This window comes from Pseudoalteromonas sp. CF6-2, from assembly GCF_021729425.1.
GTDB classification, from domain to species: domain Bacteria; phylum Pseudomonadota; class Gammaproteobacteria; order Enterobacterales; family Alteromonadaceae; genus Pseudoalteromonas; species Pseudoalteromonas arabiensis.
Window position 1 is genome coordinate 2,953,151 of sequence record NZ_CP091442.1, and the last position, 18,456, is coordinate 2,971,606.

General features: G+C 41.9%; 15 protein-coding genes. 10 read left to right on the forward strand and 5 right to left on the reverse strand.

Annotation, left to right across the window (positions count from 1 at the left end; all coding sequences use genetic code 11):
* Positions 1 to 42: 42 nt before the first annotated feature.
* From rpoD to L3Q70_RS13700, 9 genes are all read left to right on the forward strand, one after another.
* On the forward strand, positions 43 to 1,902 hold the full coding sequence (rpoD, locus tag L3Q70_RS13660; RefSeq protein WP_237114437.1) for an RNA polymerase sigma factor RpoD: 1,860 nt from the start codon (positions 43 to 45) through the stop codon (positions 1,900 to 1,902).
* 65 nt (positions 1,903 to 1,967) lie between these two features.
* Entirely contained in the window at positions 1,968 to 2,849 is an 882-nt protein-coding gene (gene prmA / locus L3Q70_RS13665) for a 50S ribosomal protein L11 methyltransferase (RefSeq protein ID WP_237114438.1), read from the forward strand.
* Between the two features lie 271 nt (positions 2,850 to 3,120).
* Entirely contained in the window at positions 3,121 to 4,092 is a 972-nt protein-coding gene (gene dusB, locus L3Q70_RS13670) for a tRNA dihydrouridine synthase DusB (protein WP_062568691.1), read from the forward strand.
* Between the two features lie 21 nt (positions 4,093 to 4,113).
* Positions 4,114 to 4,404: a DNA-binding transcriptional regulator Fis gene (fis, locus tag L3Q70_RS13675; RefSeq protein WP_002957804.1), complete on the forward strand. Its 291-nt coding sequence runs from the start codon at positions 4,114 to 4,116 to the stop codon at positions 4,402 to 4,404.
* Positions 4,405 to 4,656: 252 nt separating this feature from the next.
* Entirely contained in the window at positions 4,657 to 6,243 is a 1,587-nt protein-coding gene (gene purH, locus L3Q70_RS13680) for a bifunctional phosphoribosylaminoimidazolecarboxamide formyltransferase/IMP cyclohydrolase (protein ID WP_062568683.1), read from the forward strand.
* A gap of 96 nt (positions 6,244 to 6,339) precedes the next feature.
* On the forward strand, positions 6,340 to 7,158 hold the full coding sequence (locus L3Q70_RS13685) for a methyltransferase (protein WP_237114439.1): 819 nt from the start codon (positions 6,340 to 6,342) through the stop codon (positions 7,156 to 7,158).
* Positions 7,159 to 7,174: 16 nt separating this feature from the next.
* Positions 7,175 to 8,461: a phosphoribosylamine--glycine ligase gene (gene purD, locus L3Q70_RS13690; RefSeq protein ID WP_237114440.1), complete on the forward strand. Its 1,287-nt coding sequence runs from the start codon at positions 7,175 to 7,177 to the stop codon at positions 8,459 to 8,461.
* Between the two features lie 93 nt (positions 8,462 to 8,554).
* The gene (locus tag L3Q70_RS13695; protein WP_237114441.1) at positions 8,555 to 11,053 is read left to right on the forward strand and encodes an EAL domain-containing protein; all 2,499 of its coding nucleotides are present in this window, start codon (positions 8,555 to 8,557) and stop codon (positions 11,051 to 11,053) included.
* 45 nt (positions 11,054 to 11,098) lie between these two features.
* Positions 11,099 to 11,908: a DUF2797 domain-containing protein gene (locus L3Q70_RS13700; RefSeq protein ID WP_062568679.1), complete on the forward strand. Its 810-nt coding sequence runs from the start codon at positions 11,099 to 11,101 to the stop codon at positions 11,906 to 11,908.
* Between the two features lies 1 nt (position 11,909).
* Here the strand turns inward: L3Q70_RS13700 and L3Q70_RS13705 are convergent, their stop codons facing one another.
* Positions 11,910 to 14,408, reverse strand: coding sequence for an EAL domain-containing protein (locus L3Q70_RS13705; protein WP_237114442.1), 2,499 nt, complete (start codon positions 14,406 to 14,408; stop codon positions 11,910 to 11,912).
* Positions 14,409 to 14,486: 78 nt separating this feature from the next.
* Here L3Q70_RS13705 and L3Q70_RS13710 point away from each other — a divergent pair, with 78 nt between their 5' ends.
* Positions 14,487 to 14,780 carry a hypothetical protein gene (locus tag L3Q70_RS13710; protein WP_062568677.1) on the forward strand — a complete coding sequence of 98 codons (294 nt, stop codon included), beginning with the start codon at positions 14,487 to 14,489 and terminating at the stop codon, positions 14,778 to 14,780.
* Here the strand turns inward: L3Q70_RS13710 and L3Q70_RS13715 are convergent.
* The 4 genes from L3Q70_RS13715 to L3Q70_RS13730 form a co-directional block, all read right to left on the reverse strand.
* The gene (locus tag L3Q70_RS13715; RefSeq protein ID WP_062568676.1) at positions 14,777 to 15,697 is read right to left on the reverse strand and encodes a histone deacetylase family protein; all 921 of its coding nucleotides are present in this window, start codon (positions 15,695 to 15,697) and stop codon (positions 14,777 to 14,779) included. The genes L3Q70_RS13710 and L3Q70_RS13715 overlap by 4 nt on opposite strands.
* Before the next feature lie 70 nt (positions 15,698 to 15,767).
* Positions 15,768 to 17,315, reverse strand: coding sequence for a serine hydrolase (locus tag L3Q70_RS13720; RefSeq protein WP_193987790.1), 1,548 nt, complete (start codon positions 17,313 to 17,315; stop codon positions 15,768 to 15,770).
* Positions 17,312 to 17,827, reverse strand: coding sequence for a gamma-glutamylcyclotransferase family protein (locus L3Q70_RS13725; RefSeq protein ID WP_062568674.1), 516 nt, complete (start codon positions 17,825 to 17,827; stop codon positions 17,312 to 17,314). The genes L3Q70_RS13720 and L3Q70_RS13725 overlap by 4 nt, the downstream gene beginning before the upstream one ends.
* 8 nt (positions 17,828 to 17,835) lie before the next feature.
* Complete coding sequence (locus L3Q70_RS13730; RefSeq protein ID WP_062568673.1) at positions 17,836 to 18,456, reverse strand: LysE family transporter; 621 nt, start codon at positions 18,454 to 18,456, stop codon at positions 17,836 to 17,838.

Below are 18,456 nucleotides of genomic sequence, written 5' to 3' on the forward strand. Positions count from 1 at the left end.
GCGCCTGTTGTATCAACTTTCAGAGTGGAAGAATAAATCTCTATGGATCCAACTCCTCAGTCACAATTAAAGCTTCTGATTCAAAAAGGTAAAGAGCAAGGTTATTTAACTTTTGCAGAAGTTAATGATCACCTTCCACAAGACATTATCGACTCAGATCAGGTAGAAGATATCATTAGCATGATTAATGATATGGGTATCAAGGTAAGTGAAAACGCACCTGATGCCGATGAATTAATGATGCAAGAAACAACGACAGACGAAGACGCAGCAGAAGCCGCGGCCGCTGCACTTGCGACTGTAGAAAAAGAGATCGGTCGAACAACTGACCCTGTCCGCATGTACATGCGTGAAATGGGTACTGTTGAACTACTTACGCGTGAAGGCGAAATTGTAATCGCTAAGCGTATCGAAGAAGGTATCAACCAAGTTCAGATTTCAGTTGCTGAATACCCTGAAGCAATTACTTACCTACTCGAGCAGTGGGATAAATTTGAAGCTGAAGAAATGCGCTTAAGCGACATTATTTCAGGCTTTTTCGATCCTAATAATGAAGACGAATCACAAATTTCGGCAACGCATATCGGTTCTGAGTTAAACGAAGAACAGTTAGACGAAGAAGACGATGATAGCGACGATGAAGACAGTGATGATGATGACGACGGTGATGATGATGAAGCTGATACAGGACCAGATCCTGAAGAAGCACGCATTCACTTCGAAAATCTACGTGATCTTTATAATAAAGCGCGCGATACATTTGAAGAAAAAGGTCGCTCTCATCCTGACTCATTAACTGCTATTACCGAAATCGGCGAATTATTTAAAACATTTAAGCTAGTTCCAAAACAGTTTGACCGCATGGTAAATAACATGCGCGAAATGATGGACAGAGTGCGTGTTCAAGAACGTCTTATCATGAAGCAAGCGGTTCAAATTGCTAAGCTTCCAAAGAAAACGTTTGTTAAGCACTTTGCTAATAATGAAACAGATACTAGCTGGATCGACCTTGAAATTGCAGCTAACGATAAACACTCAGTTAAGCTTGAAGAAGTAAAACCTGAGATCATTCGCTGTATCCAAAAATTAAGCGCTATCGAAGAAAGTACGGGTTTAAGTATTGAACGTATTAAGGACATCAACCGCCGCATGAGCATTGGTGAAGCGAAAGCTCGCCGTGCGAAAAAGGAAATGGTAGAAGCTAATTTACGTCTTGTAATTTCGATTGCGAAAAAATATACCAACCGTGGACTACAATTCCTAGACCTTATTCAAGAAGGTAATATTGGTCTAATGAAGGCGGTTGATAAGTTCGAGTATCGTCGTGGTTATAAGTTCTCGACTTATGCAACATGGTGGATCCGTCAAGCAATTACACGTTCAATTGCAGACCAAGCGCGTACTATCCGTATTCCTGTGCACATGATAGAGACGATCAACAAGCTGAATCGTATTTCTCGTCAAATGTTACAAGAAATGGGTCGCGAACCTAATCCAGAAGAATTAGCTGAGCGTATGTTAATGCCTGAAGATAAAATTCGTAAGGTATTGAAAATCGCGAAAGAGCCTATTTCAATGGAAACGCCAATCGGTGATGATGAAGATTCGCACTTAGGTGACTTCATTGAAGATACGACCATTGATTCGCCAATTGATTCTGCAACGATGGAATCGCTACGTGGCGCAACCAACGACGTATTAGCTGGCTTAACGGCCCGTGAAGCGAAAGTACTTCGTATGCGTTTTGGTATCGATATGAACACAGACCATACATTAGAAGAAGTAGGTAAACAATTTGACGTAACACGTGAACGTATTCGTCAAATCGAAGCGAAAGCGTTACGTAAATTACGTCATCCTTCTCGCTCAGACTTACTAAAAAGCTTCTTAGACGCGAAGTAATTACACTGCACTATTAATAACTAAAAGGCCGCTGTTGCGGCCTTTTTTCTATTCGAGAGATTATCATGGCTTGGATCCAAATTCGAATTAATGCAAACGCTGATAATGCTGACATGATCAGTGATTTACTGATGGACACAGGTAGTGCATCAGTGACTTATGTCGATGCAAAAGACACCCCGATTTATGAACCAAAACTGGGGACCGTTCAACTATGGGCTGATACCACAGTGATTGGCCTCTATGACGCTAACCATGATATGGACAGTGTAGTGGCGACATTAAAAGCAGAAGCGACACTCGCTGACAAGCTTGTTTATAAAATTGAACAACTTGAAGACAAAGACTGGGAACGTGAGTGGATGGACAACTTCCATCCGATTCAATTTGGTGAACGCCTTTGGATCTGTCCGAGTTGGCGAGATATTCCTGATCCTGACGCTGTTAACGTATTGCTTGACCCAGGCCTTGCATTTGGTACGGGTACACACGCAACGACTGCACTATGTTTAAAGTGGCTAGAAAGCCAAGATCTAACAGGTAAAACTGTGGTCGATTTTGGTTGCGGCTCGGGTATTTTAGGCATAGCGGCCATAAAATTAGGTGCTGAGCGTATGATCGGTATTGATATTGACCCACAGGCCATTGAAGCGAGCCGCGATAATGCCGAGCGTAATGGCGTGGCCGACAAACTTGAAGTTTACTTGCCAGAAGATCAGCCTGAATTTAGCGCTGATATCGTCGTTGCAAACATTCTTGCGCAACCATTAAGGGAGCTTCATGAGATCATTTTAGGGTTGTTGAAACCCAATGGTAAAATTGCCATGTCAGGTATTTTAGAAGAGCAAGCGCAATCAATTGCCGACGTTTATGCCCCATTTTTAGCCCTTGATGATATCGCCATTGAAGGTGAATGGACACGCGTGAGCGGCACAAAAAAGGCATAAAACACACAATACTTTTAATCCATAACACGCAAGGTAAAGCCACTATTTAACAGGCTTTACCTTATTTTTACATGCGTAAATTTTACCATTTTAAAACGGCTAAATTTTTTTTGTTTAAATAACAAACAAATCGACCCGCTCGTCAAACTGTTATCAAAAGTCAATACAAAAAGGGCAAAAAAAAGTCACTTTTGTTCAATTTATAGCCTTTGATTTTTGGAAAAAAAACCGTAAACTTAGCGCCCCTTGAAAAGAGGCCTATTGAATAACAGTGCGTATCGGTTCATACCAACTTGAGAACAATGTAATTGTCGCGCCTATGGCAGGCATTACAGACAGACCATTTCGACAACTTTGCCGACGCTTAGGCGCGGGGCTTGCTGTATCTGAAATGCTCTCGTCGAACCCGAAAGTGTGGAAAACCGAAAAGTCGATGAACCGTATGGATCACAGCGGTGAATCGGGTATTCGCTCGGTGCAAATTGCCGGAGCCGATCCTGAGCTTATGGCACAGGCAGCACAATTCAATGTCAGCAATGGTGCACAAATCATAGATATTAATATGGGGTGCCCTGCTAAAAAAGTGAATAAGAAACTCGCAGGCTCTGCCTTATTACAGTTTCCTGAATTAGTAGAAGAGATACTCGATGCGGTTGTTAATGCAGTCGATGTCCCAGTAACACTGAAAATCCGCACTGGATGGGATCAGGATAACCGTAATGGTGTCGAGATTGCGAGCATAGCTGAACGCTATGGCATTGCTTCACTGGCTGTACATGGACGCACGCGCGCATGTATGTATAAAGGTGAAGCGGAGTACGCCACAATTAGGGATATTAAACGTTCAGTATCTATACCTGTTGTCGCCAATGGTGATATTACATCACCAGAAAAAGCAAAACAGGTTTTAGATTATACGGGTGCAGATGCCATTATGATTGGTCGAGCCGCCCAAGGTCGCCCTTGGATTTTTAGGGAGATAGACCACTATTTGCGAACTGGAGAACATTTGCCAGCACCTGAAATTGCAGAGGTGCGAAGCATTTTGATGGAGCATTTAGACAATCTTCATCAGTTTTACGGGGAGCCAATGGGAGCGCGTATCGCTCGAAAGCATGTATCTTGGTATTTGCAAACCCATGACAGTGACGGTCAGTTTAGGCGAGTATTTAATGCGTTAGATAACCCACAGGCACAAATCGACGCATTAGAAGAATACTTTAAAACACTAGCAGCTAACTAAGAAAGAAAGAGACATATAACGATGTTCGAACAAAACGTGACTTCTCCATTTATCACAAACCCTCATGTACAGTCACACGAGAAACCACAGCCGTTGCGTGATGCAGTGAAAAAAGCGGTTCATCACTACTTAAAGCAACTTAATGGTCAAGACGTACAAGACGTATACGACCTTGTTCTTTCTGAGCTAGAAGCACCATTACTTGAAGAAGTAATGACGTATACGCGTGGTAACCAAACTCGTGCAGCAATCTTACTAGGTATCAACCGTGGTACTTTACGTAAGAAGCTTAAAAAATACGGCATGAACTAATACCGGGTATATGGAAACCGTAATCATTCTAACGAGTTATCGTTATAATTGCTTACTAATCCAATACAACTGGTATAAAAGTTTTTTTAAGAACTGGTATAAGAGTTTTGAAAAAAGCACCTTCGGGTGCTTTTTTTATAACAACAAAAACTATGCAAAATCCTCATCCTTTAAACATCGTCTTTTGAGCCATATTCAGTTAAAATACCGCCTTTCTAAGCTAGCTCAAACACTGAGGTAATCAAAACTACAATGGATACACATCGTCCAATTCGTCGCGCACTATTAAGTGTGTCAGATAAAACCGGTATCGTTGAATTTGCTCGCGCTCTTGAAGCTCAAGGCGTCGATATTTTATCAACGGGCGGTACTTGTAAATTACTTGCTGATAATGGCATTAAAGTCACTGAAGTATCTGACCATACTGGTCACCCTGAGATCATGGATGGTCGCGTTAAAACACTTCATCCAAAAATTCATGGCGGCATTCTAGCGCGTCGCGGTCAAGATGAAGACGTGATGAGTGAGAACAACATCTCAGCTATCGATATCGTTGTAGTTAACTTATACCCCTTCGCAAACACTGTTGCGAAAGAAGACTGCAGCCTAGAAGATGCAATTGAGAACATTGATATTGGTGGTCCAACGATGGTTCGTGCTGCGGCGAAAAACCATAAAGACGTGACTATTGTTGTCAATGCAAAAGATTACGACCGTGTAATCAGCGAGATGCAAAGCAATAATGGTTCAACAACGTATAAAACACGCTTTGATCTAGCTATTGCAGCCTATGAGCACACCGCTCAGTACGATGGCATGATTGCAAACTACTTCGGTAAAATGGTTCCTGATTATACTGAGGAAGCCGCTGAAGACACTAAGTTCCCTCGCACAATCAACATGCAGTTTACTAAAAAACAAGATATGCGCTACGGTGAAAACTCACACCAAGACGCCGCTTTTTATGTTGAAAGCGAGTTAACTGAAGCGTCTGTTGCAACGGCGGTACAACTGCAAGGTAAAGCACTTTCTTACAACAACATTGCTGACACTGATGCAGCATTAGAGTGTGTAAAAGAATTCGACGTACCAGCGTGTGTTATTGTAAAACATGCGAACCCTTGTGGTGTGTCAATTGGTGATAACATTCTTGAAGCCTATGATCGCGCATTCAAAACTGACCCTACATCAGCATTTGGTGGCATCATTGCATTCAACAAAGAATTAGATGCTGACACGGCAGAAGCGATTGTTGCGCGTCAATTTGTTGAAGTTATCATCGCACCTAAAGTATCTGAAGCAGCAGCACAAATTGTATCTGCTAAGCAAAACGTACGTTTATTAGAGTGCGGCGAGTGGACAGGTAATGCAACAGGTCATGATATTAAGCGTGTTAATGGCGGTATCCTAGTTCAAGACCGCGACCTTGGCATGGTAACGCAGAGCGATCTTAAAGTTGTCACTAAGCGCCAGCCAACTGAACAAGAGTTAAAAGACTTACTATTCTGCTGGAAAGTCGCTAAATTCGTTAAGTCGAACGCGATTGTTTATGCACGTGACGGCATGACTATCGGTGTAGGTGCAGGCCAAATGAGCCGTGTTTACTCAGCGAAAATTGCAGGTATCAAAGCAGCTGATGAGAACTTAGAAGTAAAAGGCTCTGTTATGGCATCTGATGCATTCTTCCCGTTCCGTGACGGTATTGATGCCGCTCGCGACGCAGGCATCACAGCTGTTATTCAACCTGGTGGTTCAATGCGTGATGAAGAAGTTATCGCCGCAGCTGACGAAGCAGGTATGGCAATGGTATTCACAGGTATGCGCCATTTCCGCCACTAATCACACAAAGGGTTAAACAGCGTGTTTAACCCTTTTTGTTTGCTACAAATTCACGTATTCTGATTACTAATTGCTTAATTAATGAAGGAACAGACGATGAAATTTGCTCTAAAATCTATACTTGTTGCAAGCCTTACGCTTGCTTCTGCTCACGCTCTTAGCCAAGACCTAAACTCAGCACTCACTAAAGCAGTCAGTGCAGCTGAGCGTAGTGATAACAGTGCCCGTGATGAATATCGTCACCCGATCGAAACGCTTAACTTTTTTGGTTTTGAGCCATCAATGACTGTCGTTGAGATTGCGCCTGGCGGTGGCTGGTATACTGAGATTTTAGCTCCAGCATTAAAAGGTAAAGGGACTTATTATGCAGCACATTTCCCAGCTGATTCCTCAGTAGGTTACTACCAGCGTTCACTCGCAGGGTTTAAAAAGAAAATTGCAGGAGATGCACGTTTCAGTGAAGTAAAACTCACAGAATTTGCACCGAGCACGCATCTTGATATTGCTCCTGCTGGCAGTGCTGATATGGTTTTAACCTTCAGGAATGTTCATAACTGGTACATGGGCAAAGATAAAGAAGGTGCATTAAGCGCATTCAAATCGTTTTATAAAGCTCTAAAACCAGGCGGTACACTTGGTGTTGTTGAACACCGTTTACCAGAGCAGCGTAGCGATGAAGATCAAAAATCATCAGGTTATGTGAAGCAAAGCTATGTAATTGATATTGCCAAACAAGCTGGCTTTGAACTGGTAGCAAGCAGTGACATTAATGCAAACTCACTTGATACAGCTGATCACCCTAAAGGGGTGTGGACACTCCCACCAAGCCTTCGTTTAGGCGAAAAAGATGCCGCGAAGTATAAAGCGATTGGTGAAAGTGACCGTATGACGCTGAAGTTTAAAAAACCGCTTTAAATAGGATTATTTCGCCATGAATGTACTTGTCATCGGCAGTGGCGGCCGCGAACACGCACTTGCGTTTAAGGCTGCCCAAAACAGTAAAGTAAACACCGTTTTCGTTGCTCCAGGTAACGCAGGCACGGCTCTAGAGCCAAAACTTGAGAACGTTGCAATCAATGTTGAAGATCTTGAAGGTCTTTTAGATTTCGCTAAAGCAAACAACGTTGAACTCACCATTGTTGGTCCTGAAGTACCACTGGTACTGGGTGTTGTTGATACATTCCGTGAACACGGTTTAGCTATTTTCGGCCCTACAGCTGGTGCGGCACAATTAGAAGGCTCTAAATCGTTTACTAAGGACTTCTTGGCTCGCCATAAGATCCCGACTGCTGATTACCAAACCTTTGAGCAAATCGACCCTGCCCTTGAATACCTTAAAGAAAAAGGTGCACCAATTGTTGTTAAGGCTGACGGTTTAGCAGCGGGTAAAGGTGTTATTGTCGCCATGACAGAGCTTGAAGCTGAAGAAGCTATTCGCGATATGCTTGCTGGCAACAGCTTTGGTGAAGCAGGTAGCCGTGTGGTTATCGAAGAGTTCTTAGAAGGTGAAGAAGCGTCTTTTATTGTCATGGTCGATGGCAAAAACGTACTGCCGTTTGCAACAAGCCAAGATCACAAACGTGCTTACAATGGCGATAAAGGTCCAAATACTGGTGGTATGGGTGCTTACTCACCTGCGCCTGTTGTGACTGATGAAATTCACCAACGTATCATGAATGAAGTGATTAACCCTACCGTTGAGGGAATGGCAAAAGAAGGCCACCCTTACACAGGTTTCTTGTATGCAGGCCTTATGATTGCTGCGGATGGAACACCAAAGGTTATTGAGTACAATTGTCGTTTTGGTGACCCTGAAACGCAACCTATGATGCTTCGTCTTAAATCAGATCTTGTTGAGCTAATTGAAGCGGCTAACCGCGAAGAGCTTGATAAAACAGATATTGAATTTGACCCTCGTGCAGCAGTGGGTGTTGTTTTAGCTGCAAAAGGCTACCCAGGCAGCTACCCGAAAGGTGATGCGATCAATGGCTTACAAGTAACCTACCCTGAAGGTGAGAAAGTATTCCACGCAGGCACGAAGCAAGATGGCGAGCATGTAGTTACAGCTGGCGGTCGCGTATTGTGTGCAACAGCACTTGGCAATACTGTCACTGAAGCACAACAACGTGCCTATAAGCTTGTTGATGATATTAGCTGGGAAGGTATGGAATACCGCACTGACATAGCTTATCGCGCAATAGCGCGCGAAAAAGCGTAAGGTCAAACCAGTTAAATCTAAGAAAAAGCGCAGTTTATCTGCGCTTTTTTAATGCTACACTATTGAGGAGCCAAACTAAGCTAAGAAGTCATTTTGAATAGTAAAACGCTAAAATATCATTTTTTGTCATTTTTTATTCTTGCGATCTTATTTTTTATTATCTGCACTTTATCGTCTCACTTGGCGAGCCCAACTCGTTACACCATTGACAAAACAGCCCCTGTTTACTCTCAAAATGCTTACCGCATTGATGAGACTAAGTCGCTTACTCTTTTACAGTTTTTAAGTGAACCGAGCAAACTTGAAAAAAAGCCTTTTAAGCACATTGAGTGGGGTTTAGCCGCAAAAGATTACTGGTTAAAACTCGATTTAGAAAATAGGCAGCCGCACCCGATTGATTTGTTTATTCATTTTGATAACCCTATGGTTGACTACCTCACTGTATATCAACTCAATGAACAGCAACAACTTATTAGCACGATTGAACTAGGTGATAAGGTCAGTGGGCTGTCTTTATTTCAGTACAGTACACCACACACCTCTTTAACATTAAAGGGCAGTGAAAAAGTCTCTTTGGTCATAAAAGTAGATACTGTCGGGATAAGCAAAACACCCATCAATATTTACGGTAAAAAAGAATTTCAAGACTTATTGCGTTCACAAGCTGGTATTTGGGGAATATTTATTGGCGTGCTGATTATGGCTGCTCTTTATAACCTTGTACTTTTTTTGGGTATCCGTGATCGTGTTTATCTCATTTATATTGGCTACATTCTTTCTGCCCTGTTACTAATGGGTTCTGTGCTTGGGTTTGGCTTTTATCTTTGGCCACTGTCGTGGCAATTATTTTTTAACGAAAAAATAGTGTTTAGTAACTACGCCATTGCCTTTTTTACGGTTGCATTTTGCACCATGTTTTTGCGCTATCACAAAGATAATTGCCGACTATATAAACTCAGCCTTAGCTTCTTGGCTGTTCTTTTCAGCTTAGGCTTAATGAGCTTTTTTATGCTGGAATATAACTCCTCGAAGATCTTTTTTGCCATTATGGTCATTCTTTATATTTTATGTATTACCATGATTTATAAGAAACTAATTAGTGGTTTCAGATGGGCGAAGTTTTATGTCATGTCATGGATACCGCTTATTATTGGTGCTGCTGTACAGCCACTGGAATTAACTGGCTTTATTCCCTACAGTTTTACAACTCGTCACTTATTCTTAATGGCTATACTTTGCGAAATTGTTTTAATGGCAATGGCACTGGCTGACAGAGTGCGTTATCAACGCGAAAAAGCGCTGTATCACGCAACTCACACTCAACAAACAAAATTATTAAACCAAGCCATGCTCAAGCAAGGATACATGAGTTTAATAAATGAAAAACGCAGCGCACATTTGTGTTTAATTAAGATTGAGCAATTCAATGCATTACTTAGCATCTTAAACCCGAGCCAAAGTAGTAAGATTATTACAACGGTTGCTCTTTCGTTAGAAAACCACTTAGCCAAGCATAGGCAGTTTATTAACCTTGAATATGCACTGGATAATAGCCCTAAAATAGCTGATTTAGGTAATGGTATGCTGGCCTTTATATCAACCAAAATCCAGCCTAAAAGTGACTTATACGATGAGTTAGGTAATATCGCTAAACAGCTGCCAAAGCAATATAAAATTGCAGGCCTCGATTTGCAGCTTTATTACCGATTCAGTGTTACCGAGCCCATTGAAAATGATGGCTTTGATTCTTGGTTACAACGGGGGTTTCTCGCAATTTCTCAAAAACAGGCAATTAAAACTCTCGACTCTGCCTATGTTGATATGGATTTAAGCTTAGCTGCATCATTACAGCACGCTATTCGTAATGAGCAATTAGCGATATATTTACAACCAATCATTGATTTACGCACGGGCAAAATTGCAGGAGCTGAAGCCCTACTACGCTGGCCAAGTGCTGATCAAAATTTAAATATCGAACAACTAATCCAGCTTGCTGAGCGAACGGGACTTATCAATGAATTGAGCTTATGGGTAATTGAGAAAGCATGCCAAACCATAGCAAAACTCAATCAGCACGGGCATAAAGAACATACGATTAGTGTTAACTTAAGTGCCAAAAACTTAGCCATTCCTAAACTGGTTGAAAAAATTGAAAATACCATTTTAAAACGAGGTATTTTTGCCAATCAGTTAAAATTTGAACTGACTGAATATGCATTGATAAAAAACCACAAGGATATGATACGCTTTGTTAATGAGTTAAATAAATTAGGGAGCCAAGTGATTTTAGATGACTTTGGCACTGGCTACTCTTCCCTTAATTACTTAGTTAATTACTCGTTTAGCACAATTAAAGTAGATAAATCGTTTATTCTCGATTTAACCAATAACGATACTCACCAAGTGATCGTAAAAACAGCGGTTGATATGGCCCATAACCTTGACATGAATATCACGGTCGAGGGGATAGAAGATCAAGAAACAGAGCAATTGCTTATAAAAATGGGCGCTGATCATGGCCAAGGCTACTTTTACAGCAAAGCCTTGGCAGTTGATGAATATCTTGAGCTTATCGACACACAATCGAAATAGAGCGTGTTACACTACCCCTTTTACATCTTTAGGGGCCAAGTAAAGATGCAAGGTACATTGCGTAAACTCAAGTCGACTCACAGTACACCTGTACAATATCAACTACCTGTTGGTGATGAACTAGTACCTTTAAACGACTATATAGGAAAAACACTCACACTTACGCACACCGGCAATATCTTTTGTTGTAACTGTGGTAAGAAAACCAAAAAAAGTTACTCACAAGGACACTGCTTTGTCTGTATGCGCAAACTAGCAAGTTGCGATATGTGTATTATGAAACCCGAAACTTGTCACTATGACCAAGGCACGTGTCGTGAGCCACAGTGGGGTGAAGAAAACTGCATGATCCCGCACTATGTGTATTTAGCAAATACTTCTGGCTTAAAAGTGGGGATTACCCGTCATACACAAATCCCGACCCGCTGGATTGATCAAGGGGCAACTCAAGCCCTACCTATTTTTAAAGTACAGACTCGTTTGCAATCAGGTTTAGTTGAAGTCGCGTTAGCCAAGTTTATTGCTGATAAAACCAATTGGCGTAATATGCTAAAAGGGCAATCTGACGTGCTCGACCTAAAGGCTGCTGCCACAGAGTTACTGCCACAAATTGAAGAAAAGTTAGATGAACTTGCCGAGTTATTTGGTGCAACAGCCATCGAAAAACTAGATGAGGACGTTGTGACTCTTGATTACCCTGTCGACGAATATCCAACCAAGATCAGCTCATTCAATTTTGATAAGGCTCCAGAAGTCTCAGGTGTTTTAAAAGGCATTAAAGGCCAATACTTAATTTTTGACACTGGCGTCATTAATATTCGAAAGTTTACTTCGTATGAAATCACCCTAAGCTAAACTATGTTTGAGTATTAAGATAAAAGTCATACCACTGCTGTTTCGTAATGGGGCGGCAGAAGTAATAGCCTTGAATCGTGTCGCAGTTAAGCCCTTGTAAGTAGTTTAACTGCTCCACTTTCTCAACACCTTCTGCAACAACGTGTATATTTAAGCTCTTAGCTAGTGTGACAATCGCCGAAACAATCTCACTATTGCCATATTCATCGGGGACCTTAGCAATAAAGCTGGCGTCAATTTTAAGTGTATCGATAGGTAATTTGGTTAGGTAACTCAATGCTGAATAGCCAGTCCCAAAGTCATCAAGCGTAATATGAACGCCCAGCTTTTTAAGTGCCAGCAACTCTTGTTTAGCTTCACTAAAATGACTTATGAAGCAGCTCTCAGTGAGTTCGACTTCAAGTTTGCATGGGTCCACCTCATACTCTCTCAATAAGCGTTCAACATTAGAAGCCAATTGCCCTTGCCGTAAATGATTAGCTGAAATATTAATCGCTAAACGCCCTGCTTCAATATCATTTCGCTGCCATATAGCTAACTCTTTACAGGCTTGTTCTATAACCCACATATCCAGCTTTACAATTAAGCCAAGTTCCTCTGCCAATGGAATGAATTTAGCTGGAGAGATAACACCTAAGCTTGGCTCCTGCCAACGCAGTAAGGCTTCCACGCCAGATATTCGGCCACTTTCAAGGTGTTGCTTCGGCTGGTAGTACAATTCAAACTCATCGTTCTCTATGGCTGTTTGCAAACGACTCATCATTGCAAGACGCTCAAGAGAGCGTGCATTCATGGCCGGCTTAAACAATTGAAATGAGTTTCGACCCACCTCTTTTGCCCGATACATTGCAATATCAGCATGTTTAAGCAAGGTAGCACTATCGATACCATCATCTGGAAACACTGCGGCCCCAATGGAAGCGGTTATCGCCACCACCTGCTCATTAATTAACAAAGGCATACTGACTTGTTGCAAGACCTGCTCTGCAAATCCAAGTAATGCTTCAATCCTCTCAACTTCGCATAAAAGTACAAACTCATCCCCGCCTAAACGAGCTAGGGTATCCCCCTCAGGTAGTACAGATGAAATGCGCTCTGCTATTTGTTGTAAAAGATTGTCACCCGCATCATGACCTAGGCTGTCATTCACCTCTTTAAAACGGTCTAAGTCAACAAACATAACGGCTAATAAATCTTGATTACGCTTGGCTGCACTTAACGCAATTGACAACCTATCGTGAAATAACCGTCTATTTGGCAAACCGGTTAGTTCATCGTAATACGCCAGTTGTGAGATTTTTTCTTCCGCTCGCTTACGCTCTGTTATATCACTAAAAATAGCCGCATAGAGTACTTCATCAACATTTGGATCTTTAATTTGAATAATCGTCAGCCATTCAACAAACTCTTCACCGCTTTTTTTACGGTTGCAAATTTCTCCTTGCCAAACCCCTTCATACTCTATGGCATGCCACATTTTTTGATAAAATGAACGGCTGTGCATAGACGAGCTTAAAATGCTCGGTCGCTTGCCAATCACTTCATGCTCTTCAAACCCTGTGAGTTTAGTAAATGCAGGATTAACTTGAATAATCGTGCCATCTTTACGAGTTAGCATGATGCCATCCAATGACGCATCAATAATTTTATTAGCTAAAAATAAATTTCGTTGCGACTTTTGTAAGGCAATATCGCGCTGCTCAATCGCTCGTTCCAGTTCGCAGCAATACGCTGACTCTATTTCTGTGATTAAATCTGCAAACGAAATGACTCCACAAATATCAGTCTCTCTCACCGCTAAATGACGAACATTATGTTCAGACATAAGACGATATGCATCAAACAAGCTGCTGTCACTGTCTATCTCTATCAATGGATAACTTGCGTATTGCCAGCAAGGGTTAAGCCATTCAGTTTGAATAATTAGCCCAACAATATCTCGCTGTGTGATAATGCCATGAATAGCTAAGGCTGAATTATAAACAAGCACACTTTCTAGGCGGCTCGTGCGCATAATCTCTACCACGCTTTCTATTGGCAAATTTGCATCAACAATGTCTAATTCAGTGCGATATTGTTCATGAATAGGACGAAACTGTAGGTAGTGATCAAGCCCTTGATTGTGCACAATGTCCGACAAGCTCAACATACCAACAGGCTGTTTATCGCTATTCATCACTAATAAGTGTCGAATACCATGCTGTTGAAAGCGCAGTGTCGCATCGCTCAGTAAACACTGACTTGGCACGGACACCACCGGTGCTGACATAACCTCATGAATAGGTACATTTTTAAATTCAGGGCTTGTAATATCAATGTTTAGGCAGTCCGCCTCAGTCCATATACCAACAATGGATTGGTCGTGTTTAACAAAAATAGCCGTCACACTATGAACATGCATCAACCGCACAGCATCAACCAAAGGGGTATGTGCAGGGCACGATACCAGCTTTTGCGAAATAACATCCCCGACCTTTTGATGCCGTCTTGGTTGACTCATAAGTAGACTTACCTAGTTCTTACAGGAATTAGCAATTATAATCATTTCATTATGTCGGGCTTTGATACAGGACAATAAATGCAATTATCATTTCCTTTGATCATTTTTAGTAAGCAAGAAGTAGCGTACCTTGAAGGTGAGAGCGACTTAAATGATTTTCTCTATAGTTTAACTAAGGAGCAGCGAAACGAGCTTTTACTATTGAATAAAGCTGGAAGGTATGTTGATTTATATAACAACGACGTGACACCAATCACAAGCACAGAACTGGCAAAACGAGTGACGCAACAACTTGCACAAGAGGGGAGCTGCTGCTTGAGTAAAGTGACTCAATTAACGCCGGAACAAGCTTTTATGATGCTAGATAATTAAACTGTATCCACCAGCGCTTTGATATGAGCAACAGCACTACGCCCTAGTGCTGACAAGGCATACCCGCCTTCTAAAAATGACACAATGCCTTTGCAGCCTTGTTGCTGGCATAGCTCCGCTAATTGTGACGTAAGCCAAGCGTAGTCATCTTCAACAAACTTCAAACTTGCCATATCATCTTCTAAGTGTGCATCAAACCCCGCACTAATAAACAATAGCTCGGGTTTAAATTCAGTTAGTTTAGGTAACCACTGCTCATAATAAACCGCTTTTAAATCAGTCCCATCGCTGGCAATAGGTAAAGGTGAATTTACCAAAGTCGGATTATTTTCAACCGCTGTATTAGGATAGAATGGATGCTGAAACAAAGAGCAAAACAGTACATTGTCATCGTTTAAAAAGATGTCTTGTGTGCCGTTGCCGTGGTGAACATCAAAATCAACAATGGCAATGCGTTTCACTCCTTTGCTTTTTGCATACTGCACGGCAATTGCTAAGTTATTAAACACACAAAAACCAGCAGAGGTGGTCCTGTTTGCATGATGACCAGGCGGCCTCACTGAACAAAAAGCGGCATCTAGCTTATCAGCAAGAATTTCATCAACAGCTAATAACCCTGCTCCAACAGCACGTTCAATTGCTTTCATTGAGTCGGGACACAGCCATGTGTCACCATCAAGTTCTGCAAGGCCTGACTCTGGAATAGTTTGCTCTACGTGACGCACCAAAGACTCATCGTGGGCACGTAAAAAGTCTTCACGTGTGGCTTTAGGAGCTTGTAAATGAGTGACTGCGATATCAACACCGCTTGCCAATAAGCGGTCAGTGATCATATCTAAACGCGCAGGACACTCAGGGTGATCTTCAATCATTTTATGTTTTCGACAAAATGGATGAGAGATAACGGCCGTTCTCATTACGCGCTCCTTGAAGTAATTGTCAGCCAATTATAACAAAGCCGCTTTTGAGCGGCTTTGCGACTTTGGTTTACTTTTTAGCTTGTAGATCTAGGTTTCTAAAATCAAAGCTAAAATCTGTCACAGCAGTTGAAACTGCTCGCATTTTGGCACTTTCAACGCGGTTTTCGGGACTCATTTGAAACTCAATAAATGCATCGGCTTCAAGTAGCTTTTCATCCCACTTCACAATAAACGTATTACCCGTGTAATGTTCAAGCTGGCCTTTCAAGCGTTTAGTATGCGTAAAGTCGATACGTAACTGCCCATTAAGCTCTTCGATTACCACATCACCATACCAGTTATCATGCAGTGTGCCTGTGTAATTTATATTTGGTAGCTTTGGTTGATAATCTGCCGGTGTTTCTGGTTTAGCATTTGCGTAGGCTTTTTCTTTACCTTCAAAGTGCTTTTTAGCTAACTCTTCGACCCAATCTTTATCTTCCAAATCCAGCGCATCTTCAAGCACTTCATAAGTAACTGCAGATAACGCACTAAACGCTTGCTGGTTGGTTAGAATAACGATACCTAGGTTTTTTTCTGGTAGTAAGGTCACCTGAGAGACCATACCTAAAATCCCACCACCATGACCTAATTTTTTAATGCCATGAAAATCTTCAATACTCCAGCCTAAACCATAGCCTCTAAATTGTTGATGGTATGACTCGTATGCACTTTTCGATGCTAAAGAGGTAATATGCGGGTGCCACATTTGCTGTTGCTGCTTTTCAGTAAATAACTGTTCGCCATTTGGCATTTGGCCATGGGCAAGTTGCGTGCGTAGCCACTGGCTCATATCATTGACACTTGAAGCGATCGCACCGGCACCACGAAAGTCTTCTAAATAATTAACAAAAAACGGGTGTAACTGGCCATCCATAGGAATATGCCCTGTGGCCCAGTTTTTATTACTTTCTGGAATGCGTGAAAAGCCAGCTCGAGAGTTTTTCATATCAAGTGGCTCTAAGATATTTTTCTCAATGTAATCATTCCAGCTCATCCCTGACACACGTGCCACAACTTCACCAGCGGTCACAAACATTAAGTTGTTATACGCGTATTTACTACGAAAACTACTGGCGGGTTTTAAGTACTTAAGACCGGCAATGATTTCATCAATCGATTTATCAGTGTCAGGCCAAATCATTAAATCGCCCTGTCCTAAACCTAGGCCACTACGGTGACTCAATAAATCACGAATCGTCATTTCACGTGTTACATAAGGGTCGTACAGGCGAAACTCAGGTAGATGATCAATTACTTTGTCGTCCCAGTTTAACTTTCCCTCATCTATCAGCTTCGCTAAAGCGGCTGCAGTAAATGCTTTCGTATTTGAGGCGATACCAAATAAAGTGTCTTTATTAACCTTTTTCCCCGTATCAAGGTTGGTCACCCCAAACCCTTTTGCCAAAACGACTTTGTCATTTTCAACAATGGCAACAGCCATACCAGGCACATCAAAACGTGCCATTGATGTTTCAATTACTTGCTCAATTTTTTCACTGTCGATATCAGCGTAACTAAAGAATGAACAGCTTGATAATAAGGCCGCAGCAACGGCTAGTTTACACAGTTTCATAATGTCCCTTGATCATTTTTATTGTTGTGAATAGCGAACTCTCTCGCTGCTCGGGTTTTATCTGGATCATCGCAACTTTCGCGCGCGAGTATTGAATCACTGTAATCATTTGGCACGCCAGCTTCAAGCGCACCGCGATGAACATGCTGTAGATACCAGTCGAATGGCAAAAGTGCAGCGTCTACTGTATTGGCGATATAACAATGTGCTGTTAATTGCTCTCCATCTAACAATTCAACAGACACATCAACGCAGTCATAGCGAGGGCCTTCAATCGTATCTAGAATCGCTTTTTCATCTTCATTAAGCTCATAGACGACCCCATAAACCAGTGCGTCTGGCTGAGAAGTTTGGCGAACACTGCATTTCGCTGAGCCATCGGTACTGACCATATCAAATGTCAGCTCATAGCCTCTGAGTATGGCCGTACCGATACGTTTTGCTTGAGGTAATCGTGCCAACAACCGATTTGATGACATGTTTGAACCAAACGAAAAATTATAAATAGTCATAATTCACCTTACACAACAACACGAATAGCCAACGCAATTAAGATCACGCCGATACCTCTATCAAACCAAAAACCACTTTTTAAGAAAAATTCTCGCACAGCGGCTTTTGTTAACACCAGTGATAAACATGAAAACCACACCCAAGTTGCCAAAGCCATATACACCCCATAGCTTGCTTGCACTAATACTGGGGTCTCAGGGCTGATAACTAACGTAAAAAGCGACATAAAAAACAGCGTTGCTTTTGGGTTCAGTGCATTGGTAAAAAAGCCACGCCTAAAAGCTTTATACACCGACTCAGGCTCAGCCTGAGCAAGCGTTGGCTGTGTGTTATCAGCCGGTTTTGCACTACGTAAAGCGTGTACGCCTAAATACGCTAAATAAGCACCCGCCAGATATTTTAATGCCATAAATAAGCTCGGCGATTGCGATAGGATAAGGGCAACACCCAATACACAATAAGCAACATGAAGTAAAATGGCTGCCCCCACCCCCGCACTTGTCCATAGTGCATTTTGACGGCCATGCTGAATACTTTGTTTAAGCACAACAGCAAAGTCAGGGCCAGGACTTGCAACAGCAAAAAAATGCGCGACAGCAATTAATAAAAACTCATCTAAATACGGCAC